Origin of the sequence: Treponema sp. Marseille-Q4130, from assembly GCF_014334325.1 — a bacterium.
Classification (GTDB): Bacteria; Spirochaetota; Spirochaetia; order Treponematales; family Treponemataceae; genus Treponema_D.
This window is the reverse complement of the sequence record NZ_JACSET010000009.1, coordinates 33,109-55,187: the sequence shown is the minus strand read 5'-3', so window position 1 is coordinate 55,187 and position 22,079 is coordinate 33,109. Positions and strand designations below refer to the sequence as shown.

Annotated in this window: 28 protein-coding genes; 19 read left to right on the top strand and 9 right to left on the bottom strand. The window is 45.7% G+C overall.

Annotation, left to right across the window (positions count from 1 at the left end):
* The first annotated feature begins 24 nt into the window (after window positions 1-24).
* A complete protein-coding gene (locus H9I36_RS10235; protein ID WP_187385258.1) occupies window positions 25-921 on the top strand; it encodes a glycoside hydrolase family 113 protein in 897 nt (298 codons plus the stop codon).
* 93 nt (window positions 922-1,014) lie between these two features.
* On the opposite strand, the gene H9I36_RS10230 is transcribed toward H9I36_RS10235, so the two are convergent.
* Complete coding sequence (locus tag H9I36_RS10230; protein WP_187385257.1) at window positions 1,015-1,617, bottom strand: class I SAM-dependent methyltransferase; 603 nt, start codon at window positions 1,615-1,617, stop codon at window positions 1,015-1,017.
* Window positions 1,618-1,758: 141 nt separating this feature from the next.
* Here H9I36_RS10230 and hisH point away from each other — a divergent pair, with 141 nt between their 5' ends.
* The 3 genes from hisH to H9I36_RS10215 are packed head-to-tail and all read left to right on the top strand — an operon-like array spanning window position 1,759 to window position 3,907.
* Window positions 1,759-2,400, top strand: coding sequence for an imidazole glycerol phosphate synthase subunit HisH (gene hisH / locus H9I36_RS10225; RefSeq protein WP_187385256.1), 642 nt, complete (start codon window positions 1,759-1,761; stop codon window positions 2,398-2,400).
* On the top strand, window positions 2,394-3,158 hold the full coding sequence (hisF, locus tag H9I36_RS10220; RefSeq protein WP_187385255.1) for an imidazole glycerol phosphate synthase subunit HisF: 765 nt from the start codon (window positions 2,394-2,396) through the stop codon (window positions 3,156-3,158). The genes hisH and hisF overlap by 7 nt, the downstream gene beginning before the upstream one ends.
* On the top strand, window positions 3,158-3,907 hold the full coding sequence (locus H9I36_RS10215; protein WP_187385254.1) for an acyl-[acyl-carrier-protein] thioesterase: 750 nt from the start codon (window positions 3,158-3,160) through the stop codon (window positions 3,905-3,907). Before hisF ends, H9I36_RS10215 begins: the two co-directional genes overlap by 1 nt.
* Window positions 3,908-3,923: 16 nt before the next feature.
* Here the strand turns inward: H9I36_RS10215 and queD are convergent, their stop codons facing one another.
* Window positions 3,924-4,325, bottom strand: coding sequence for a 6-carboxytetrahydropterin synthase QueD (queD, locus tag H9I36_RS10210; protein WP_187385253.1), 402 nt, complete (start codon window positions 4,323-4,325; stop codon window positions 3,924-3,926).
* Between the two features lie 188 nt (window positions 4,326-4,513).
* On the opposite strand from queD, the gene H9I36_RS10205 reads away from it, so the two are divergent.
* The 8 genes from H9I36_RS10205 to H9I36_RS10170 all read left to right on the top strand — a co-directional run bounded on the left by H9I36_RS10205 (window position 4,514) and on the right by H9I36_RS10170 (window position 9,668).
* The gene (locus H9I36_RS10205) at window positions 4,514-5,077 is read left to right on the top strand and encodes a hypothetical protein (RefSeq protein ID WP_187385252.1); all 564 of its coding nucleotides are present in this window, start codon (window positions 4,514-4,516) and stop codon (window positions 5,075-5,077) included.
* A 516-nt stretch (window positions 5,078-5,593) separates the two neighbouring features.
* Complete coding sequence (locus H9I36_RS10200; RefSeq protein ID WP_187385251.1) at window positions 5,594-5,827, top strand: AbrB/MazE/SpoVT family DNA-binding domain-containing protein; 234 nt, start codon at window positions 5,594-5,596, stop codon at window positions 5,825-5,827.
* A gap of 198 nt (window positions 5,828-6,025) precedes the next feature.
* Window positions 6,026-6,925 (top strand): hypothetical protein, encoded by a 900-nt coding sequence (locus H9I36_RS10195; RefSeq protein ID WP_187385250.1) that lies wholly within the window; start codon window positions 6,026-6,028, stop codon window positions 6,923-6,925.
* Between the two features lie 350 nt (window positions 6,926-7,275).
* Window positions 7,276-7,680 carry a hypothetical protein gene (locus tag H9I36_RS10190; RefSeq protein ID WP_187385249.1) on the top strand — a complete coding sequence of 135 codons (405 nt, stop codon included), beginning with the start codon at window positions 7,276-7,278 and terminating at the stop codon, window positions 7,678-7,680.
* 95 nt (window positions 7,681-7,775) lie between these two features.
* Window positions 7,776-8,282 carry a hypothetical protein gene (locus H9I36_RS10185; RefSeq protein WP_021331302.1) on the top strand — a complete coding sequence of 169 codons (507 nt, stop codon included), beginning with the start codon at window positions 7,776-7,778 and terminating at the stop codon, window positions 8,280-8,282.
* A 26-nt stretch (window positions 8,283-8,308) separates the two neighbouring features.
* Window positions 8,309-8,746, top strand: coding sequence for a hypothetical protein (locus tag H9I36_RS10180; RefSeq protein WP_187385248.1), 438 nt, complete (start codon window positions 8,309-8,311; stop codon window positions 8,744-8,746).
* A gap of 130 nt (window positions 8,747-8,876) precedes the next feature.
* Window positions 8,877-9,281, top strand: a complete 405-nt coding sequence (locus H9I36_RS10175; RefSeq protein WP_187385247.1) for a hypothetical protein — start codon at window positions 8,877-8,879, stop codon at window positions 9,279-9,281.
* A 21-nt stretch (window positions 9,282-9,302) separates the two neighbouring features.
* Window positions 9,303-9,668 carry a hypothetical protein gene (locus tag H9I36_RS10170; RefSeq protein ID WP_187385246.1) on the top strand — a complete coding sequence of 122 codons (366 nt, stop codon included), beginning with the start codon at window positions 9,303-9,305 and terminating at the stop codon, window positions 9,666-9,668.
* A gap of 473 nt (window positions 9,669-10,141) precedes the next feature.
* Here the strand turns inward: H9I36_RS10170 and H9I36_RS10165 are convergent, their stop codons facing one another.
* The gene (locus tag H9I36_RS10165; protein ID WP_187385245.1) at window positions 10,142-10,681 is read right to left on the bottom strand and encodes a hypothetical protein; all 540 of its coding nucleotides are present in this window, start codon (window positions 10,679-10,681) and stop codon (window positions 10,142-10,144) included.
* A gap of 78 nt (window positions 10,682-10,759) precedes the next feature.
* Window positions 10,760-11,206 (bottom strand): PTS sugar transporter subunit IIA, encoded by a 447-nt coding sequence (locus tag H9I36_RS10160; protein ID WP_040770099.1) that lies wholly within the window; start codon window positions 11,204-11,206, stop codon window positions 10,760-10,762.
* Between the two features lie 169 nt (window positions 11,207-11,375).
* Here H9I36_RS10160 and H9I36_RS10155 point away from each other — a divergent pair, with 169 nt between their 5' ends.
* The gene (locus tag H9I36_RS10155; protein WP_187385244.1) at window positions 11,376-11,777 is read left to right on the top strand and encodes a hypothetical protein; all 402 of its coding nucleotides are present in this window, start codon (window positions 11,376-11,378) and stop codon (window positions 11,775-11,777) included.
* 4 nt (window positions 11,778-11,781) lie between these two features.
* Window positions 11,782-12,891 carry a radical SAM protein gene (locus H9I36_RS10150; protein WP_187385243.1) on the top strand — a complete coding sequence of 370 codons (1,110 nt, stop codon included), beginning with the start codon at window positions 11,782-11,784 and terminating at the stop codon, window positions 12,889-12,891.
* A gap of 297 nt (window positions 12,892-13,188) precedes the next feature.
* On the opposite strand, the gene H9I36_RS10145 is transcribed toward H9I36_RS10150, so the two are convergent.
* The 4 genes from H9I36_RS10145 to H9I36_RS10130 form a co-directional block, all read right to left on the bottom strand.
* A complete protein-coding gene (locus H9I36_RS10145) occupies window positions 13,189-14,223 on the bottom strand; it encodes an NAD(P)H-dependent amine dehydrogenase family protein (protein WP_187385242.1) in 1,035 nt (344 codons plus the stop codon).
* 255 nt (window positions 14,224-14,478) lie between these two features.
* Window positions 14,479-15,315 (bottom strand): MerR family transcriptional regulator, encoded by an 837-nt coding sequence (locus H9I36_RS10140; protein WP_187385241.1) that lies wholly within the window; start codon window positions 15,313-15,315, stop codon window positions 14,479-14,481.
* A gap of 228 nt (window positions 15,316-15,543) precedes the next feature.
* Window positions 15,544-15,864 (bottom strand): type II toxin-antitoxin system RelE/ParE family toxin, encoded by a 321-nt coding sequence (locus H9I36_RS10135; RefSeq protein ID WP_187385240.1) that lies wholly within the window; start codon window positions 15,862-15,864, stop codon window positions 15,544-15,546.
* Window positions 15,861-16,127, bottom strand: coding sequence for a type II toxin-antitoxin system Phd/YefM family antitoxin (locus H9I36_RS10130; RefSeq protein ID WP_187385239.1), 267 nt, complete (start codon window positions 16,125-16,127; stop codon window positions 15,861-15,863). The genes H9I36_RS10135 and H9I36_RS10130 overlap by 4 nt, the downstream gene beginning before the upstream one ends.
* A 173-nt stretch (window positions 16,128-16,300) precedes the next feature.
* Here H9I36_RS10130 and H9I36_RS10125 point away from each other — a divergent pair, with 173 nt between their 5' ends.
* From H9I36_RS10125 to H9I36_RS10110, 4 genes are all read left to right on the top strand, one after another.
* Window positions 16,301-17,323 carry a M23 family metallopeptidase gene (locus H9I36_RS10125; protein ID WP_187385238.1) on the top strand — a complete coding sequence of 341 codons (1,023 nt, stop codon included), beginning with the start codon at window positions 16,301-16,303 and terminating at the stop codon, window positions 17,321-17,323.
* Between the two features lie 3 nt (window positions 17,324-17,326).
* Window positions 17,327-17,740: a bactofilin family protein gene (locus tag H9I36_RS10120; RefSeq protein ID WP_187385237.1), complete on the top strand. Its 414-nt coding sequence runs from the start codon at window positions 17,327-17,329 to the stop codon at window positions 17,738-17,740.
* Window positions 17,737-18,273, top strand: a complete 537-nt coding sequence (locus H9I36_RS10115; RefSeq protein ID WP_187385236.1) for a YaaR family protein — start codon at window positions 17,737-17,739, stop codon at window positions 18,271-18,273. Before H9I36_RS10120 ends, H9I36_RS10115 begins: the two co-directional genes overlap by 4 nt.
* Before the next feature lie 110 nt (window positions 18,274-18,383).
* Window positions 18,384-19,310 carry a PSP1 domain-containing protein gene (locus H9I36_RS10110; RefSeq protein WP_187385235.1) on the top strand — a complete coding sequence of 309 codons (927 nt, stop codon included), beginning with the start codon at window positions 18,384-18,386 and terminating at the stop codon, window positions 19,308-19,310.
* 130 nt (window positions 19,311-19,440) lie between these two features.
* Here the strand turns inward: H9I36_RS10110 and H9I36_RS10105 are convergent, their stop codons facing one another.
* A complete protein-coding gene (locus H9I36_RS10105) occupies window positions 19,441-20,172 on the bottom strand; it encodes a class I SAM-dependent methyltransferase (protein WP_187385234.1) in 732 nt (243 codons plus the stop codon).
* 152 nt (window positions 20,173-20,324) lie between these two features.
* Here H9I36_RS10105 and H9I36_RS10100 point away from each other — a divergent pair, with 152 nt between their 5' ends.
* Window positions 20,325-22,010, top strand: coding sequence for an EAL domain-containing protein (locus tag H9I36_RS10100; RefSeq protein WP_187385233.1), 1,686 nt, complete (start codon window positions 20,325-20,327; stop codon window positions 22,008-22,010).
* Window positions 22,011-22,079 lie beyond the last annotated feature (69 nt).

Genomic DNA, 22,079 nt, shown 5'->3' with positions numbered 1-22,079 from the left:
TTTTTTTAATTAGGGCGGAAAATTATGATACGACATACGCTGTTTTCGATTATCGCGGCGCTAAGCCTTTGCGCTTATCCGACAGCCGCAGAGGAGCTGCAAAAAAAATCCGCGCCGCTGTACGGCATAACGCTCGATGCGCTTTCATCCTCTTCAATCGATGCCGTTACGGATGCCGTACGGGCGCTTCCCGTAAAACCCGCCGCACGCGTCGTCGTCGATGCCGATATAAAGCCGGCAGATTTTATTCCGCTTCTTTCCCGACTGCACGAAGTCGCATACATCATGTTATGTCCCTGCGATTCCGAAGATATGAAACGCTATAAAACCGTCAAAGCGTATAGCGCGCGTTTTGCCGACTGCGCTTTGCACCTCGCTCCGTATGTCGATATTTGGGAAGTCGGCAACGAAATCAACGGTGAAGGATGGCTCGGCGGTACGAACGCATTGAATGCGCAAAAAGTCTACGCGGCGTGGGCATATTTGCATTCGCGCGGATATAAGACGGCGCTTACGGCATATATGTTCAAGCAGGGCGATCAGAGCATGACGATGGAAGCGTGGCTTGCAAAGTACGTTCCCGCGGATATGAAAGCTGCGCTCGATTACGTGCTTGTCAGCTATTACGACGAAGATAACGACGGCGAACACGAAGACTGGAACACCGTATTCGAAAACCTGTACCGGCTTTTTCCCAATTCGCTGCTCGCCTTCGGCGAATGCGGCTTTGCATCTGCGCACAAGGCGGGAACCAATTTTAACAAACGAGCCGATGCATATTACCTCATGACTCCGTATAACGACCGCTATGTCGGCGGATATTTTTGGTGGTGCTGGCAGGAAGACTGCGTTCCGCATCAAAATAATCCGCGCTGGCAAAAGATGTACGACAATTTTTGCCTAATGAAAGAGCTGTTTTAAAAATCTTATAAAAGCAAAACCGAAAATATCGCGTCCGAAATCGATTTTCGCAATACCTGCCGCGCTTACTGTTTTATAACGGCGACGCTTTGCCTAACGTTTTTGGAGCACTGCAATCGCACACGGAACTCGCCCTTCGATCATAGTGTATGCCGCATCGGTATAACCCGCGTCGGCGAAAAAGCGTTTATAAGATGAAAACGTAAACTGCTTTTTAAAATCCGCGCCCGCTTTTCCGAGCGCTTTTATAAATCCGCTCGTGCCGTCGAGCGCACGCTTATTCATATATGTCGGAATTATCAACTTTCCGCCGGTTTTGCAGACCCGGTTCAGCTCGCCCAGCGCCGCCTCCGGTTCATCCAAAAGATGTATGACATTTCCCGCAACGACAACGTCGAAAGTATTGTCCGCGAAATCGAGCGCTGAAATATTTGCAAGCTTGAATTCGACGTTCGCATACTTCCGGCACTTTGCGCGCGCCCTTTTCAGCATACCGGAAGAAAAATCCGTCGCAACGAGCGATTTGCACTCGGGTGCGATGTGCGCGCTCAACATGCCCGTACCGCAGGCGCATTCCAACACTTCGTCATCGGCAGCGATGAGGGCGGCGACTTTTTCGCACAGCTCGCGGTGCACCTTTACGTTGATAACGTTCGCAAAAATATCATATACTCCCGCTACACGATCCCAAAACATACGGCAACCTCGCTTGATATACTATTCCCCCGCATACGTTTTTTGTCAAGGTAATGTCAAAACTTTCGACCGCTTCGCGTGCTGCTTTTGATCGGTGTCAAGGTAATTTACAAAATCCGCCGTTCATACTACTATGCTCCTATGATCGGAATCGTCGATTACAACGCAGGCAATATAAAAAGCGTCGAGCACGCCCTCGAATCGCTGGGCTTTCCGTTTACGGTTTCCAAGCGCCCGAATGAACTCGCGCACTGCAGCCGTCTCATCGTTCCGGGAGTCGGAGAAGCCGCTTATGCGATGGAACAGCTTTCGCGCACGGGCTTCGATTCGTTTTTAAAAGATTGGAGCGGTGCGAAAAAACCCATTCTCGGCATTTGTCTCGGCTCGCAGATCATCTTCGATTATTCCGAAGAGGGGGATACCGCCTGTCTCGGTCTCGTCAAAGGAAAAATTATTAAATTTTCATCGCTGTGGCAAGCCTCGCACGACGAAACGCTTCGCCTCAAAGTGCCGCACATGGGATGGAACGATTTGACGTATGCGAACGGCTCTTCTCCCCTCTTTGCCGGTGTCGATGAGCATTCCGATTTTTACTTCGTGCACTCTTACGTCATGCAGCCTGAGGATGCTTCCGTCGTCAAAGCTTACACGAACTACGGAGGCATCGTTCCGGCAGTCATCGAAAGCGGCAGCGTCGCGGCTTTTCAATTTCATCCGGAAAAATCCGGATCGAAGGGTCTTAAACTCCTTGCAAATTACTGCCGCGGAGAAGCGGTATGCTGAAAAAAAGGATCATCGTCTGCCTCGACGTCAAAGACGGACGCACGACAAAAGGAATCAGATTTCAAAACAACCGCGATATCGGAGACCCCGTTGCGATGGCCGCAGAATACTGGCGGCAAGGCGTGGACGAACTCGTCTTTTACGATATCATGGCGTCGGCAAACGGGAGAGGCCCCATACTCGACCTCGTCGCACGCGTCGCTCGCGAAGTGTTTATTCCCTTTTGTGTCGGAGGCGGCATCGCGACGATCGACGATATACGCTCGACAATCCTTGCAGGCGCGGAAAAAGTGAGCCTCAATTCGCAAGCGGTAAAAAATCCCGACCTTATCCGAGAGGGCGCCCGCGTTTTCGGAAATCAATGTATCGTCCTCGGCATGGATGCTTCGCGCGATGAAGCGATGCCGAGCGGCTACCGCGTATTCATCAACGGCGGAAGGACGCAGACGAATTTGGATGCGAAAGAATGGGCGCAAAAAGCGGTTTCACTCGGAGCGGGCGAAATCGTTTTAAATGCGATCGATACCGACGGTGTGCAAAACGGTTACGAACTTTCTCTCACGCGCATGATTTCCGAAAGCGTTTCCGTTCCGGTCATCGCTTCGGGAGGAGCGGGATGCGTGCAGCACATCGCCGATGCGTTTACGGAAGGAAAAGCAGACGCGGCGCTCATCGCAACGATGGTACATTCGGGAAACTATACGATCGCCCGCATCAAACAGGAACTCAACGCACAGCATATTCCGGTGAGGTTGTAATGGATTATCATCAACGCTATGACGATAAGGGAACTTTTTACAGCGAAATGAAGCTGCATTTTTGTCAATGCAATATGCTTTCAAATCTCAATTTTTCAGAACTGCTGCGGCTCACGACCGATACGGCGATCGAAGATTACTACGAGCGCGGCATTTCGTTTACGTTTCTCGCCGAACGAAATTATGCGATCCTCCTTTCGCGCATCGCTTTCCGTTTTCATAAAATGCCGAAAGCAAACGACGTCGTCACGATCGCCACGTGGGAAGAAAAACCCGAAGCGCTGCAACTCATGAGAGCATACGAAATAGCAGACCGAGACGGCATGCCCCTCGTAAGCGGTTCGAGTTCGTGGTTCGTCGCCGATTACGCATCGCACCGCATCATCCGCACGAAGGATTTTACGCTGCGTCCCGAACCGGTACGAAAAGAAGAACACGATTGCATGGCGCCGGGAAAAATCGCGATCCCCGAAAACCTCGTCGAATGCGCGAGCCGTCCCATCTGCTGGTCGGACATAGACGCGAACGGTCACATGAACAATTCCCGCTACGGCGCGTTCGCGATCGACTGTTTACCGGAAGAGTATCAGCGAAAAACCTTTACCGATTTCCGCATAAATTATTCGCACGAAGCGAAAAAAGGCGACACGATAACGATGTTTGCAGCCTTTGACGATGAGGCGAAAAAGATAACCGTTGTCGGAAAACAAAAAGACGCGACGTGCTTTGAAAGCGAACTGTATTATTAAAAAAAAGTCACGTACTTCATTCAGGACTGTAGCGGGCACGGCTCGTATCGGTTTCAAATACGTCGACGGCTGCCAAAAAAGCGGTCACCTTTCCGTTCGCGTACGACAGATCGATGCCTGTATGGCGCATTTTGTCGATGAGCGCATCGTAGATGTATTTTGCAATGCGCTCGGCGCTCGGATTTTGCAAAAAGACGGCATGATCGTTTAAGTTCGTATGATCGAGCTCTGCGCATACTGCTCTGAGCGCCGCTTTCAGCTTTGCAAAATCGATGAGCATACCGCCGCTTCCGAGCGTACTTCCTTTTACATGAGCGCGTACGGTATAATTGTGGCCGTGCAGGCTTTCGCACTTTCCGTTGTAATCGCGGAGAAAATGCGCTGCGGAAAAATTCGCTTCGACACGTATTTCAAACATGAAACCGAGTGTAGCACAAAGGCGGACAAAAACCAAGATATGGAGACGTGTTTATCGAAGACGCGTGTTCATAATGCGTATTGATTTATTTTTAATATAAATCGCGTGAGATTTTTGAATCGGTAAGAAGACTTGAAAACGATGCGGAACGACTATACACTTGCGGCAGGAAGCAATTCGGAGGAAAAATGAAAAAGCTTTTCTTGTTGATTTTATTGGTAATGGGATTCAGCGGCGTGTTTGCCAATGAATACGAACCTGAAAAAACGGTTACGGAAGTAAACAACAATGTCGCCCTGTTTTTTTTAAACATGGTCATAAAAGACATGGGAGTTACCGCCGTTCAAACGAACGGCATTCCGAATGAAGATGCCGATTTATTAATCGCTTCGGCGAATAATAAAAAATTTCACATTACGGGATTAAAATGCACTTCGATGGTGCAGGCGCTTGACGACAGCGGCGGTGAACTCGCGTATATGGTCACTTTGTACAATATAAAAGATGCGGCACTGAAAAAATTGAATAACGCGATAAAAAAGAATCGTATACGATTTTCAAAACTACTCGACGTAATCGATGAAAAAGATCTTGATGCCCAAATGCACGGAACGCAGGAAGCTCCGAATCCTGAAATGTTTTCCCGACTGAGGAATGTGCAGGTGTACGATATTTTTGTAACGACTGAAGACAACGAAGACGTTCATCTGCAAATCTACGCGGAATATTTTCAAGATGCGAAAGATTTGTAAGTGTACTTTGCCGCACGCGATTTTCAAACATGAGGCGACGCATATTTGCGAAGTTTAAACTCCTTGCCGACGGACGGAAAAGCTAAGCTGCGCGATGTAAACGATATGACGGCGAAATTACTGTTTGTATTGTTTTTGTTATTGCCGATTTCTATTTCCTGCAAAAAAAATCTTGTGAAGATTTGCCTGCGAAAAACAGAAGCGCGATCGTTCGGAAGATACGGGATTTTATTCAATTGCATAAAAGCTCCGATGCGGTTTTTGCGTGGAACGAAGATGAAATCGTTAATCACAGATTTGAACGTATCTCGAAAAAAGATACGGAACTGTTTGTATTTAAAAAAGATTCCGACGGAAATAACTATGTACTGTGTACATACGGAAAAGCCATATTTAATTATCAATAACAGGTTAAGCGAATGTTATACGGATGCCCGCATTGGGGCGCACATTGGATATAAAATGAAAAAAGTACCGCCTTTCAAAACCGACATTCTCACTATATGGAGGTGTGTTATGCAGGTAGTAGTTCAGAAATGGGGTAACAGCCTCGGTTTTAGGATTCCTTCTTTTTGGGCAAAAGATAATAATGTAAGAAGCGGCAGTAAAATCGAAGTAATTGCTGAAAAGGGCAAAATGGTAATTCTTCCTCAGAAAAAATCGCTTGATGATATGCTGGCTCTTGTTACACCTGATAACATTCATTCGGAAGTTTCAACAGGTTATGCGGCGGGTAAAGAAGAATGGTAAAATCAAATTATGTTCCCGAAAAAGGCGACTAAGAACGAGCATCGCCCGTTTGCATTTTAAAACAATATTAGGCGCACACGCCGATAGTGTGAAGGTTGGGAAATGAAAAAAACTTATGTATTTTTAGTTTTGTTTAATATCTTTCTATTCGATTGTAATGCTCAGCAAAATTTCAGTTCATCGTATAAATACTCGCAGATGTACTATAAAGATGCTATTGAAAAAATAACGTTTACAATACCGAAAGAAAAAGCTGTTGAAGGAACGGCAAAACTTTTATTTCTCGATAAGAACAATAATGAAACCGTATGTTACGAAATGCCGGTTCAAATAAAAAACAATAAATGTAAATATGTTCTTAAGAAAATTCCGTCGGGTAGAATTGGGGGAATTACAAGAGAATTATATGAGGAATATTACGGTTCTGAATATGAATGGTTAATTCATCTAAAAATAATTTTTGAAGACGGTTCCGAATATATCTACGAGGATAATTACTTGTGTATCGGTGCGATGTTTGATGATGAAAACATCGGTTATACCGGCAATTACAATTTTGAAATTCGCGGTAAAATAAAAATAGAAGAGGATGATTTTTCATTTATTTTACCGGCCGGATATAAAGAATTTACCGCACTCCAAAACAAACTTTTTCCTGCTCAGAAAAACTTTGCAAAAGTATATTCAACGGTCGATTATTCTTATTGGGCAGGTTTTTCACTTAAAAAACCTTTTAAGGAATTTTTTTCAATAGGCTCATTTCAACTTATTGAATTTTCGACATATTACGATACATGGACGGATTTTTTGATTGCTTTCGGGGATTTTCTAAAGGAAACACATTCGGTAAAAAAATCGGATGTTGTAAAAGTGAAAACTGCAAACGGCCTTGAGGGTGTAAAGGAGACTGTAAAGACCGGATCAAATTCATTCAGAGAAGTATATCTGTTTCCTTGTAACGGAAAAATTCTATATATCGCAATTGACAGGAAAATTAAAGATTCTGAATTGGAAAAAATTATTCCTTCAATTTTGGAGACGCTGGAAGTAAAAACTATAGAGTATCAACGCGATACGCTTGAGGCAAAATCAGACTGAAAATGAAGAACTTATAGAGCAATCTGTTCAAAAAGTAAAGTATACATATTGGCCTGATAAAAAGATTAAAGTACAGAAGATATATACTATAAACGGAAAGTAAGTATGAACCAATGTTGTGTATATCTTCTTGCAAAGAATCCAGAAAAAGAACATGGTGTATTAACACAAAAAAGCTGTATTCGTATAACACAGGTTCAAAGTCGACACGCGGACAAGCCGCAAATGCAGGTTAAGTAAATGTCAGGCGGACGCTCCGCGCAGGGGAGAAAGTAAAATTTGCATTGTCTTATCGTATACTATCTATAAAAATCCATATTATTCAATTAATATAATATGGAGGAGGTTCTATGATTTCTATTCAAAAGACATTAAGGATATTGAAAATTGTTTTTTCTGTTTTTATGGTTTTCCATATTGCTATAATAATTTCAATAATATTTTTGGATATTATACCTGTAGACTACTTATGGGGCGGACAACTGAAAACAAAAGGTGAACTTTTTATATTTGAATTAATTTCAATTTTAGTACAAACAATTTGTCTTCTATATGTGCTCTTATATAAAAAATATTTCTCAGAAAAAACAACCGGTAAAGTTATTGCGTGGATTTTGTTTATAATATTTTCTTTTAATACTGTTGGAAATATACTTGCAAAAACACTTTTTGAAAAAATAATATTTACGCCGGTAACTTTATGTTTAAGTCTGCTGATGTTACGCATAGCATTGACAAAAAAGACCGAGAAATAAATAGTGAGTATTGGAAAAGCCGTATTTAATTATCAATAACAGGTAAAGCGTATGTTATACGGACGCTCCGCCGAGGCGAAGAGCTGGGAGTAATTATGAAATTTGATATTGATGAAAGTTTGCTTTGGAAAGGAAAACCCAAGCAAGGCATTGTATTTACAAAATCAGATATTTTTATGATCCCTTTTTCTGTATTATGGGCAGGATTTGTTGTTTTTTGGGAAATAAACGTATTACGAATAAAGGATGCTCCTATTTTTTTTACGTTGTGGGGCATACCTTTTATTTTAGCGGGAATTTACATTACGATAGGACGCTTTATACATGATTACTTAAATAGAAAAAATACAGAATATTTTGTTACGGATAAAAGAGTAATAATTGTAAAATACAAAAGAATCGAAAGCATACCGAAGGGGAAATGGACTACATTAAGACTGATAGAATATGCAAACGGAACAGGAACTATTCTGTTCGCCGAACAGCCGAGTTTTTTTCACCGATCCGGATTTACGTCATACGGATTATCCTCTGAATTAAGCGTTCCGGGGTTTTACAAAATAAAAGATGCCAAGAACGTAATGAAATTATTAGAGGAATAAACCGTGCGGTGCAATTTGGAGAATATATGATTTTTAGTAAATTTGAAGATACGATATTAAAAGAATATAAAAACAAGTTAAAAACTGATAATTCTGTGAAAAATATAGTAAAAGTTTTTATTGAAAATTATTTAAAGGAAAGTAAAAAATATAACCGCTGGGAAGATGCAGATATGTTACTTTTCCAATATGGTGTTTACGATTGGGGTAATGGCAAGAATTTGAAAATTGATTTTGTTCGACAACTGCTAAAAGATGAAGATATAATACAAATACATATTACATTGACAATCCCATTTGAAGAAAAATTTTCAACAATAGAATCATATGAAGAATGGTATAATTCGTTCGAAAATAAAAAAACACTTGAAGAATGGAAAAATGAGATCGAAACCATGCAGATATTTCAACAAATAAATTCTTTAAAATATAATTTAGAAATCTGGAAAGAGAATGCAGAGTAATAGCAAAGACTTAATTTTAAACTCGACGGGCTGTCGAGAAAGTAACCGACTTTTGAGACAGCCCCATTTATAGAGTATATATTCTGCGAAAGACGAAAATTGATTTCTAATAAAATTTTAGAGGTTTTTTATGGGAAATAAAAAAATATATAGTTGTATTACAAAAGCCACAAAAAATGAAAATGGTAATCCCAAATATTCTGCAAATTGGATTGTTGCAAGAAGAGGAGTATTTTCTGTTTTTGAAGACTGTATAGAATGTGGGAATTGGAAAATATTGTTTTCTGAAATAAAAATTGCTAAACTTTACAAGACAAAACAAATGTTTGTTCCTGTAAATGTTCTTGAACTGCAAACTGAAAAAGAAACGTTTCAGTTCGGTTTTAATCCTTGGGCAAATCCATTCAAATATTTAAAAATAAACTATGAAATTGAAAATGTAAAATTAAAAATGTCCAAATTCAGTTTAATTATAAGGATCGTTCTATTTTTCAGTCTTATTTTAATGTTTATATTAAAATATTTTCAAAAATAAAGTCGGAAGCGTCTGATTACAATGAAAAAGAATAAGCGAAATACAAAAGCGGAAGAGATCGGTAATCGATTGAATTTTTATACTTATAAAATGCCGAAATCAAGAACTGCAAAATATTGTTTGGGTTGTTATGAAGGAAGCGTTTTTATTGATTTTAATAAAAAAAATAATTTGATTTATTTGGAAAGAATTTCATTTGATGAATTCGGTTGTTTAAATATCGGTAATTCTGAAAACACACTTTCAAAAGCGGAAACAAATGTTTTCGAAAAAGAAATTAAAAAAATAAATGAGGAAATAATGAAACCTTTGGTATTAAAATTAATTCACATGAATCAAGAAAAAATCGACACTGATATTTTTGAAAAATATAAATTATTAAAATAAAATTATTTAATCATTCACTTGGATAATAGTGCATATAAATTAGAAAATATAAAAAACGGAAAGCTTTCGGAATAATACGAAGGTTTAAACGAAACGCTGAAATAGCGCGTTTCGTTTAATATCGAGTTTTCTTGCAGAAAACTCGCTGATGTACTTGTGCGCTCCCGCACACGGCTGCGGCATTTTCGAAAATTGACATTTTCTGCAATGCCGCATTTTAAGGAAGGTTTAAACGAGACGCTGAAATAGCGCGTTTCGTTTAACTTCAAGTTTGCAGGGCAAACCGTTTTCAAAAGAAAACTCGCTGATACACGTGTGCGCTTGCGCGCACGAATTGCCCAGTTCCTAAATCTGAAGATTTACTCGCTGCATAATTTTAAGGCAGAATAAAAGTACAGTGAGCGAAATATTCGATGTGTTTACGGCGAAAGCTTACGTCTGCATGCGGCCGCTTTTCCGCCTGCGGCGAAAGCTTACGATTGCCCGCGTCCGCTCTCGACGGCGTACGCGACGAAAGACGAGAGCCTATGCCGGTTCGAAAAATAGACGTAGTGCGCGTGCTTTGCGCTCATCGCGTCGATAAAGGCTGTCGCTTCGCTTTCCGTCAGTGCATCGGGGAGCGCAAAACCGATGACGGCTGCGCAGTCTTTGATCCTCCGCGCCGTATGGCACATCGCTTGCGTTAACCGCTCCGCGCTGCAGTCCGAAATCGGTACGACGACAGCATACGCGCCGCACGCTTCGATACCTTTTAAAAACATGCGGAGAGCTGCAAGATACATTTCATCGTACGTATTTTCAGAAATTTCTGCGGCGCGGAGCGGAACGTATACGGCGAGGATTTTACCCGCATCATGCGAAAATGTTTGTGCTTCCGCTTCCGCACTTTCGGACGAAGCGCCTGAAAGAACGCTCGAGTCGAACGGAATCAAAGCGCCCGTATCGGCTTCCTCGCCCGTTTTGAGCGCATAGAGTTTTCCGTTTTTCGATTCGAAGCGCGCGTCGAGTTTCATGCCGTGAGTTTAAAATAAAAACGGTCTTCATGCAATACATAAAGACCGCCTTTGACCGTTTTACAAAAAATAAAAACGCTATTCGGTGAGTATTCTGATGACTTCCGCTTTGTCCTGCGTTTCGAGGATGAGCTGCCGTTTTTCCGGGCTCTTAAACAGAAGACTTACTTCCGCGAGGAACTGAAGATGCGGACCGGTTTTGTTTACCGGAGAAAGCGTCATGATAAAGATGCGGCACGGCTCCTGATCGAGAGAATCGAAATCGACGGGATTGTCGGAAATGCCGATGCACGCGACGAGGTCGCTCACCGTGTCCGTTTTTCCGTGAGGGATCGCGATGCCGTGCTTCATGCCGGTAGACATTTTGCGTTCTCGGTCGAGTACGCATTCGCGGGCGGCCGCTTTATCCGTAACTTTACCGGCCTTTACGAGCAATTCGAGCATCTCGTCGATAATCGCTTCCTTTGTCGTTCCCTTGAGATGGAGATCTACGGTATCGGTCGTTAAAACTGTTCTTAAGTCCATACCGACAGTGTATGACGAGATTGACTTCTTGTCAAGGAGAAAATCCGCACTCCGGGCGGCAACGAAGTTCTCGCCGAAAGCGTAGAGTCGTAAGCCGTTACATTAAAAACTCCCCGTGCATCCGTCGGGTAATTTACAAAAATCGGCATTCGCGGTATACCGTGAGTCTATGACCTATACGGAAAAATTCCTGAGCGATATCATGCGTGCGGTCAAGCGCGAACGGGCGGAAAACGGTGCCCGCTATGATGCGAAAAAAACGTGCGAAAAAATTGCGCGCTCCCTCGAAAACGCGATCCGCGGTCTCGGCGATCTTCCCCGCTCGGTCGGTGACTATTGGCTTAGCGAATACATCGACTCGTCGTCCGATATCGAAAACGAGCCGACAAGGGAACACGCCGAAAAACTTGCCGCGATGCTTTCGTTTTTGTGCGGGGAAGGCGACACGACAAGCCTCTCTCCCGGCGATTGGAAAAATCTTGCCTCTCTCGTGCAGGATGAAGCCGAAACGCTTCCGATCGAATCGCTTTCGTCACTCATGGCTTCTCTCGTCGAGCAAAAAGCGGTGTAGCCCTATGTCATTGCCTTTTCGGACGGAGCGGATCGAAGAACCCGCTTTGCAGGGTTCCGCTTCGCTTCATTGCTCCGCTTCGCTCCGCAACGGCGTTCCGCCGCCCTTACAATCGGGCGTAAGCGCGTATGCTCCGTGCGTGCAGTGTCCCAGAAAATGCGCAGTCGACAGAAAAGCCGCACGCGGATTGTGCGGCGAAGGAGATGCCCTCCGCATCGCGTCCGCGTGTCTGCACTTCGGCGAAGAGCCGCCTGTTACCGTGTTCGGCGGAAGCGGTACGATTTTTTTTACGGGCTGTACGCTCCGCTGCGCTTTTTGCCAAAATTATCAGATTTCGCAAAACGGCATGGGGCGCGCCGTCGACAGAACCGAATTTATTAAAATCTGCCGGACGCTCGAAGATGCGGGCGCTGAAAACATAAACCTCGTTACCGGAAGCCACGCGATCCCGCTCATCGCTTCGTATTTGAAAACTGCGCGCGAAGACGGCCTGTCGATTCCGTTTTGCTGGAATTCGTCGGCATACGAATCGGTCGAAACGCTCGAAATGCTCGAAGACCTCGTGTCCGTATGGCTGCCCGATCTGAAAACGCTTTCACCCGAACTTGCAAAGCATCTCTTCGGTGCCGAAAATTACCCCGAAGCTGCCGCTCGCGCCGTCCGATGGATGATCGAGCGTTTTCCGCTTTCTCTCGTGCAAAAGACAAAAGACGGAAACGAAAAAGAAAAGATCGAGCGCGGCGTCATCGTGCGCCACCTCTTTTTGCCCGGACGCTTTTCCGAAACGGCGGATGTGCTTGCATGGCTCAAGCGTTATGCCGACGGCAAAGCGCTCGTTTCGCTCATGTCGCAATACACGCCCGTACCCTTTGAAGAAAGCGAAAGCGTGCGTGCAAAGCGGCTGGACGCCCTGTCGGCGATCGAAAACCGTCTCGTGAGTCCGGCCGAAGACGCGGACATCCGCGACCTCATCGACGCTCACGGTTTCGAATACCTTTTTTATCAGGAACTTTCCGACGATACGAGCTGGCTCCCCGATTTCAATCGTACGCAGCCCTTTTCAAACGCGCTCGCAAAACCCGTGTGGCATTGGAAAACGGGTTTTGCAGTGTAGCACGGCGCGTATGTTTTTTCATGCGGCTGCGCTGCATCCGGTTTCGCTTGTTGCATCGGTGCCGTTTTTGCCGAACGTTTAAACGAAACGCTGAAATAGCGCGTCTCGTTTAATTTCGAGTTTTCTCATCGAAAACTCGCGGATATACGTGTACGCTTTCGCGCACGAATGCAGCTTTTTCGAAAATTGACATTTTCTGCAATGCCGCATTATAAGGGACGTCATACCGTAAACTCAAAAAACTCGGAGCCGTCTCAAAAGTCGGTTACTTTTTCGACGGCCCCTGCACCTATCGACCTATCTGACATACCAATGCATCGGGTATGACAGATATTCAAGCGGACGCAGCAGATCTGCCGTCACGTAGCCGGGCGGCGCTTCAAGCACGCTCGGAATTCTGTTTACGATCGTAGCGCACGTGTGTTCGACCGTCGCAGGTTTTTTGACAAAGAACGTCGTGTCCGGTTCGCCGAGTATTTTCCAGTCGCACATATCGCCGTCGTCTTTTCCGTACACTTTGCCGATGCACTGCGTTTCGATGATCGGGCCTTGGAAAGTTTCCGTCGTTACGACTGCACTCATGCCGATGCAGTTACCTTTCGGGATCGTCTTTCCGAGCGTATCGGAATACAGATCGGTATCGTAAAAATACGGCACACATTTTTGCGACTGCGATTTGATCGTCCAGCCCATTTTATTGCACAGACATTCGTTCGAATTCCATACGTACGACGGCTCAAGCGTTTCAGGATGCGCTATCTGTGCTTCGAATTCGTCGGTCGTCAATCCGACCCCGTGCGCTTTTGCGAGGGCAAGACCGTAATCTTCCACGTTATAGCTTACGGCGCCTTCGATCTTTTTGATTGTATGAACGCCGCCTGCAACACAGGCGATCATGTTTATCCAATAAATGTCCTGCATACCCGCTCCGACTATCGTACAGCCGTTTTCTTTTGCCAGTTTATCGAGCTTATTGGTGATTGCGGAAGCGGTCGTCCACGGATAAATCGCTTCTTCACAGGTTGTAATGACGTTTATGCCGCGTTTTGCGCATTTTTCCATGTGCGGATACATATCGCGCATAAAGCTGAACAGCGTCATAACGGCGATGTCGGCGTCGCATTCGTCGAGCACTTTGTCGGCATTGTCGCTGATAACCACCCCGATCGGAAATCCCAAGCCCGCGTATTCGCCTACGTCTTTTCCGACGACGGCGGGATTGACGTCGATAGCACCTACGATTTCAGCGCCGCTTTCATACAAGTAGCGCAGCGTCCACTTGCTCATTTTGCCGCATCCGTACTGTACGACACGAATTTTTTGTTGACCCATACTACCTCCTTGCGGACGGCGGACTGTCGCAGAATCGATCTTCGGCTCTTTGTACATGGCGCCGCCCATCGGATAGTATTGTAAAGTTTATACTTGGTATAAGGTCAAGAAAAATTTACCGATGCGTTCAGTATTGAAATATCGGTAAAATTATTGTATGCGTCGGAAACCGGTTGTATACGTTTTTATCAATTGACGCTGACGCCTCTAAAAAATTCAGTTTTTCGAGGTGCCCCGATATGTTTACACCGCCGTCTATTTGAAAGTGATCGGAATTTGCAAACGTAAAAAGAGATCGCGTTCGCTTTTCCACGCCATCGCGATGTCCGAAATTTCTTCGCACAGATAATCGCCCGCGATAACGTAACGGCGTTTGCGTATTTCGGCAAGCAGCCGGCCGATATACTCTTTTTCTTTATAAAAATTATCGCAGTAAATGCACAGATACATGCTCGGATACAAAACGGTGATGAGATCCTCAGGAACAAATTGCCGATCGACAAAGACGAATGCTTCGGTAGAATAAAAATTTTTTTTCACAAGGTTTTCTTTGCGCAAAATAGTGCCGGCGTTGTAAAAATACGTTTGCGGCAGGCAATGCGTTTCCAATTTGTTTTTCAAATCTCGCAGCATTTTTTCGTATGTGCCCAAATCGTGATCGTACACGTTGATGCCCGAATCGGTACAGTACAAAAAGCGTTTGCCGATATACTCGAGGATGATCGTACCGTCCGGCGGTGCGCAGCGGTAGCGTTCGAAACTTTCGATCGTACGCTGGACGGCTCTGCGCCGGCATTTTAAGTCCGCGATGGCTTTGTCGATTTGATTTTGTCGTTGCAAAAGAATTTCATGTATATAGTACGTATCGCTTTCATCGAGCTGCATTTTAATTTCTTTGAGATTCATGCCGAGCGCTTTCATATAGCGGATCATATCCAAAACGGCGCTTTGGCGTATGTCGTAAAAGCGGTAGCCGGTCGATTCGTCTTTCGCCGCAGGCGGCAAAAGTCCTTTTTTTTCGTACAGGCGCAGCGTTTGTTCGGAAATGCGGTTGAGCTTTGCCATTTGCCCGATCGTCAAATAGTTTTCCATACTTGTCTCCCGTAAAAATTTTGTACAATTCTTCGGTAAAGCGGTATGCGACGAGCCGTCAAAACAATAGGGGTGAGCCGTCCAAAAACTTCGGTTTTTGGACGCTTTCCTTGCTGTTCCAGTATACTGCGAAACGGAAAAATTCGCACGCGTTTATCGCGTATAAAATCAAAGCATACGGAAAGCGAGAGAAAGCGCAAAAAATGCTTGCAGAAAATGGGATACGGTTTATGCCTTTTCGTGCAGCAAAGCGGTATTCCGCTTTGCATAGATAATGCGAACAACGGTTATCGTTTTTTTCATTTCATCTATGCGATAAAACGCAAAGTAATTTTTTACCAATAATTTGCGGTATTCGTATTCGAGGGGTTTTATCGGCGTATAGCGCGGTGCCGAATAGGGAAAGTCGGCAAGCAAGTCGACTTTTTTAATAATTTCATGCGCCAAATTTTCGGCCGCTTTCGGATTTTGCAATGTACGCGCGATATAGCGGACGATCTCTTTTAAATCCTCCAGTGCCGCCGGCAGATATTCGATTGCGTATTTCATTCCGCAGTTATCTTTTGGAGCTCTTTAAGAACTTCTTTAGAAGAAAAACGATTTCCGGTTAGATCGGCCTGCTTTTCCGCGTCCTGCAATTTGCAGTAGATTTCGCTTTCAAACTGCATATCTTCGAACGCTTCCATACTCATGACAACCATATCGCCGTAACCGTTTTTTGTCAAAAATACCGGTTGCCGCGTTTGGTGTACGGTTTTTGAAATATCGGCAAAATTGTTGCGCAAGTCGGAAACGGGTCGTATTGTTTTCATAAAAGCCTCTCTTTGTTCCTCGATGTAATTTAGCATAATTGTGATAATATTGCAATTTGCACTGGAATTGGAGATTTTTACTATTTGACATACAGGCGCGGAATGTGCTACAATACACCGTTAAGACCGCGTTTCGGCAGCGGGGCTATTTCGGATAAAACAGGAGCGAGGTTGTGGCTCGGACGCAAAAATATAAAAAGTTTGAAAAAAAAGTTGCTTCGAAAACGAGCGGCGCGTTTTTTTCTTTTTTAGCTTACATAAAAAACGGTGCGCAGCGGATATTTAAAATCCTCGACGGCAAGCTGACGATAATGATCGTTCCGCATTCGCAAAGCAAAGTTGTTAATTTTCAGACAAACGTTTTTGCGCTCGGTCTCGGCGTCGTGCTTGTTTTCGGCATCGTCGCATCTTTTTTTTACTTTGATCGCAAAGCGATCGGTTCGCGAGCCGAAATATCGCGTCTTTCATCGCAGAATCGTTTGACGCAGGCGAGTCTCGACGAACTCCGCGACGAAAATATGAATCTCATGCAGGCGGCAAAACGCTTTCAAACGTCCCTGTCCCAGTCGCTCGCGCTGCTCGGCATTACGGACAGCTCAAACGTCGCTCGCGCCTCGCTTTCAAACAGCGATCTTTCTTCTCTTTTCGGTACGCAGGAAACGGTAAAGGGTTCCATGCGCGAAACGGAAGACGTGAAGCAGCTTGCAACCTACCTCGAAAATGCGGTGCAGCCGGTCGAGCAGATCGGTAAAATGCTCGAAAATCAAAATACGCTCTTTACGGAGATACCGAGTATCTGGCCGCTGAAAAATGTCAACGCTCATATTTCCATGGCTTTCGGTCCGAACGTGCACCCGATTTCGGGGCAATGGTACATTCACAAGGGCATCGATTTTTCGACCTACCGTTCCGGCGATCCGGTCATCGCGACGGCGAGCGGGCAGGTCGTTACGGTCGGTTACGATGCAAGCTACGGCAATTACATCATTATTAAACATAAGCACGGCATCTATACGCGTTTCGCGCACCTCATGTCTTCGCGCGTAACGAAGGGGCAGTTCGTCTCTCAGCGCGACGTCATCGGCTATGTCGGCAACACCGGCGTTACCACGGGACCGCATCTGCATTACGAAGTGCACATCGGTTCGGATGTCGTAGACCCTGCAAAATACATTAACGTAAAACTTTCGAATTGACTTATGGCGCTGCGTTCCGACGACTTTTCGATCAATACGGTTATCGGTGAAGGTTCTGCCGTTTCCGGTGATCTTCGGATAAACGGCTCCGTTCGCTTGGACGGCGACGTACGCGGCGATCTCGAAACCGACGGCAACGTGCAGATCGGCGAGCGTGCGCGGCTCTGCGGCAATCTTACGGCGAAGTCCGCGATCATCGGCGGCATCGTGCTCGGCGACATCATCGCAAAGGAAAGCGTAACGCTGCTTTCATCGGCTGCCGTTATCGGCGACATCATTTCGCAAAAAGTCCGGATCGAAGAAAAGGTGATCTTTCACGGACACTGCATTTCCATCGAAGACGAAGCAAAATACCTTTCGGCATCGGAGCGGTATCTCGAAGCGAAAGCCATCCGTACGAAGGCGGCGTTTGCATGAACACGGTCGATCCGCTGGGGCAGGCGCTTTATTTTACTGCGCTGTCCTCGGCTTCGGGGGAAGCGGCGAAAGAAGCAAAAAAAGGGAAAAAAGCGGATACCCGACAAACGGCGGGGATCTTTTCCGCGATGCTGAAAAAAAACGAAGAAGCGAACGAACTTGCGTCGGCGGGGCTTCCGGCTGAAATCGCGGGGATGTCGGTCGAAGACGCCGTCGTTTTTTTGAAAGACCGCGTGACGACTGCCGGCGATAAGCTCATCGATTCGATGTCGGAAGATGCCTTTGTCGAATATCGGCGCGCGGTGAGTCAGCTTATGAAATACGTCGTAAAGTACAGCTTCGAGATTGAAGAACTCAAAGGGCGGCGCAATCGGCGGACAAATAAAGAGCGTATATTCGTGCAAGTGCGGATCATCGACGAAAAGCTCAACAATCTTGCGGCGGAAATTCTTGCAAATCAAGCCGATAAATTTTTGCTTTTGAAACGCGTCGAAGAGATCCGCGGTTTGCTCGTAGACGTGTTTGCTTCTTGATGCTAAAATAAAAATTAATAAATTCGAAGAAAATTTCCGGAACTTGTAATTTTGTTCGGGTTTCCGATTATTAAAACCGAAAAACGCGCAGAGGCGCGTAAGAGGCGATGATGAGCGATATTTTTGAAAACGATATAGATGACGAGAGAGAAAATCTCGAAGCGCTTGAAGATGCTGCGGATGAAAGCGATCAGGGAGATACGGACTTTACGCCCGACGAACCTCTCTATCACTTAAAACTCGAATATTCGCGCGAAAGTATTTTTGCGACGGCGGGCGGGGTGCAAGGCATCGAAGCAGGGGTGCGCGTCATCGTGCCGACGCGGTACGGACACGATATCGCAGTCGTGCTCGGCGAAACGAAAAAGCCGCGCGGCGTGCGCCGGAGCGACATCGTCGACATAGACCGCATCGTATCGAAAGAAGATGCAAAGCGCGCGGAAGAACTGAAAGCAAAAGAAAGCGATGCGGTGAAAGTCTTTAAAGAAAAAGTCGCCTATCATCGTCTCGACATGAAATTGATTCAAGTGCATTTTCTCGTCGCCGAGCAAAAAGCGCTGTTTTTTTTCAGCTCGGATAACCGCGTCGATTTCCGCGAACTCGTCAAAGATTTGGTTTCCGTATTTAAAATGCGCATAGAACTCAGGCAAATCGGTGTGCGCGACGAAGCGCGAATCACCGGAGGTCTCGGCGTTTGCGGCCGTTCTTACTGCTGCCACGCCGTTTCGGATAAGATCAAGCCGGTGTCGATCCGCATGGCAAAGGATCAAAATCTTTCGCTCAATTCGATGAAGATTTCGGGGCAGTGCGGAAGGCTTTTGTGCTGTCTCTCGTACGAATTCGATTGGTACAGCGAAGCGCGGAAAAATCTGCCGTCGGAAGGCATTCACCTTTTTTACGACGGAACGAATTTTAAAATCACCGAAGTAAATCCGATTACCTCGACGGTAAAGATGCTCGGAGAAGACGGCCGCCTGCTCGAAGTGAACGCCAAGCGCTTTGCCAAAGATTCAGGCAGCCGCTGGCGCATCGGCTGACGCGCATAGTACCGATCGCCCGCGTCGGAAAAAGTTTACCTTAGAATGCCCCGCTTTATCGTATAGTGCAGATGGCCGGACTCGGCAAGAGCTTACGTCGAATGCTGTATCGTGCGGATAAATGCTGCGCCTATCGTATGGTGCAGATGAGATCTTCGCTCTGATCGGTGAACGCTTCCATAGCGTATGAACCGTAAAACGAAAAATCCGTAAAACCCGCTTCTTCTGCGAACGAAACGATTTCGTCTTTTGAAAGAGGGTAGAACGCTTCGTTTTCCATGACCGGAAGAATTTTGCCGGCGCCCGTTTCGAGCGTTTGATTCATAAAAAAAGCTCCCTCTTTTCCCGGCGCAAGCGTCGATAAAAGTTTGACGCGGATGCTGCTGCGTGTACGGAGTTCCGTCCTTCCGCTTTGCAGCGCGCGCGAAAAATTATACAGATGGAGGATGAGTGTGCCGCCTTCTGAGAGCAGCCCTTTGCAGTCGAAAAAAAATTTACGCAGGAGCGTTTTATCTCTGACGAAGACGATACGGCTGTTCAGACACGAGATGACGTTATAGAAGTTTTTTCCGAGAAAGCGTGTCATGTCGAGGGTTGAAAGCTGGAAAAAACGTATGGGCATGAGCTGCGTTCTTCGGCGCAGGGCGGCTATTTCGATGAGTTCTTTTGCAACTTCAAGACCCGTTACGTCCGCGCCGTTTTTGGCGAGCGCGTGCTCAAGTGCTCCGGTTCCGCATCCTATCTGCAAAAATCGTGCCGGAGACGGATAGGATTCTCTCATACGGCTGTAAAATTTTTTTTGTTCTTCTGCGACGGGATACAATTCGTCGTAATATTCGGCTACATTTTGTATAAAAGTCATACGCCCATTATAAACCATCCTGTCGGAAAAGCAAGAAAATATTTGGTGTAGAAAATATTCGGCTCGCACTTTGCGGGTGAAAAATAATGTGTACAATGCAATTGCAATATCGTATCGAGTATTGTATACTGTACTGCAGCGGAACGAGAAATTTGCAAAACAAAGTTGATTCGAGCATCGTAAAAAATATTATCTCGCTTCTTGAAACCTGTACCGAGTCGTTTGCATTCGTGTACGATATCGCAGCCGATACATTTTTTATTTCGGAGCGCACATTGGCTCATTACGATTTACCCGGCGCACAATTCTCGGGCGCGGCGCGGACAATCATCACCTTTGTGCATGAGGACGAACGCGTCCGTTGTTCCGGCGATATCGAATCCATTATTTCAAATAAAAAAAACCGGATCAAAGCGACGTACCACATTCGCAACAGATACGGCGAATATGTTTCCGTTGAGATCCGTATGTTGCACTTGTCCGTTTCTTCACGCGATATCGTCGCCGGGTCCATTGATCCCGCAGAAAAGCATCCTTTCTTTGAAGACGAAAATCTCGGTTCGGAACGGGACGCTCAGTTCGATTTCGATACGGCGCGCATGGATGCGGGAGCGCTGAGCGGTTTTGCGATGCAGATCGAAGTCGACAATCTTATTTCGATAAGCGAGCGCGTGGGCTTTGAAGCAGGCAACGAAATATTGTCCATCGTCGCGGATGCATGCAAGCGGCAATGCGTAGATGACACGAAAGCTTATCTGTTTTCCGGCGGCAAATTTCTTTTGATAAATTTCAGCGGCGGAAGCGTGGACGAAATACGCCGCAGATACAGCGGCATAAAGCAAAGCATTCGGGATGCCGAATACGCGTCGGGCTATAAGCGCGTGTTTACCATTTCCGCAGGCGGTATCGCGTTTATCAACGATACGAGTACGCTTACGGAAATACTTGCAAAGCTCGTGTTTACCGTAGACTTCGCAAGAAAGGACGGCAAAGATATGCTCGAGCTGTTCAATGCCCGCGAATATGCAAACTATCTTCGCGCTCTCGAAATCGAAAGCGCGATGAGGGATTCCATAAAAAACAAATTCGAAGGATTTACACTTTTGTTCCAGCCCATCGTAAATGCAAAGGCCGTAGGGAAGAGCAACAGTGAAAAATTGTCAAAAATCGTCGTCGGCGCGGAATCGCTTTTGAGATGGAAAAACGAACGCTTCGGCACGGTCGGCGCGGGAGAGTTCATCCCTATTCTTGAACGGAGCGGACTCATCGTGCCCGTCGGCCGTTGGGTATTGATAAAAGCGTTTGCTCAGTGTGCCGCGTGGAATACGCTCTTTCCCGAACTCTATGTGAGCGTCAATATTTCCTTTGTGCAGATTTTGCAGTCGAACCTCGTCAGCGAAGTGCAGATCGCGCTCGAGCGTACGAAAGTCAATCCGAAAAATATTGTTCTGGAAATAACCGAAAGCGGCAATATCGACGATGAAGAAATTCAATCGGTACTCGCCGAACTTTTGGCGCTCGGCGTAAAAATCGATATCGACGATTTCGGTACGGGATTTTCAAACCTGCGCTATCTGCAGGACATTCACGCGAATACGCTCAAGCTCGATTATACGTTTATTCAAAAAGCGCTCACGGGCGATATGAAAGATTTGAAGATAATCGAATTTATCGTCGGCATGGCGCACGCGCTCGGCATGACGGTGTGTATGGAAGGCATTGAATCATACGGCAACGTGGAAAAACTGCTGCCTTTCGGCCCCGATAAATTTCAAGGCTATCTGTTCAGCCGGCCTGTCGACGCGCGCACGTTCGCAAAGGAAAATCTCCACACATAACCAGGGCTGTGTCTCCGTGTGCGGCGCATTCGTATGATGCAGGGGATGTGCGGTCGTACGTCGCGCGAA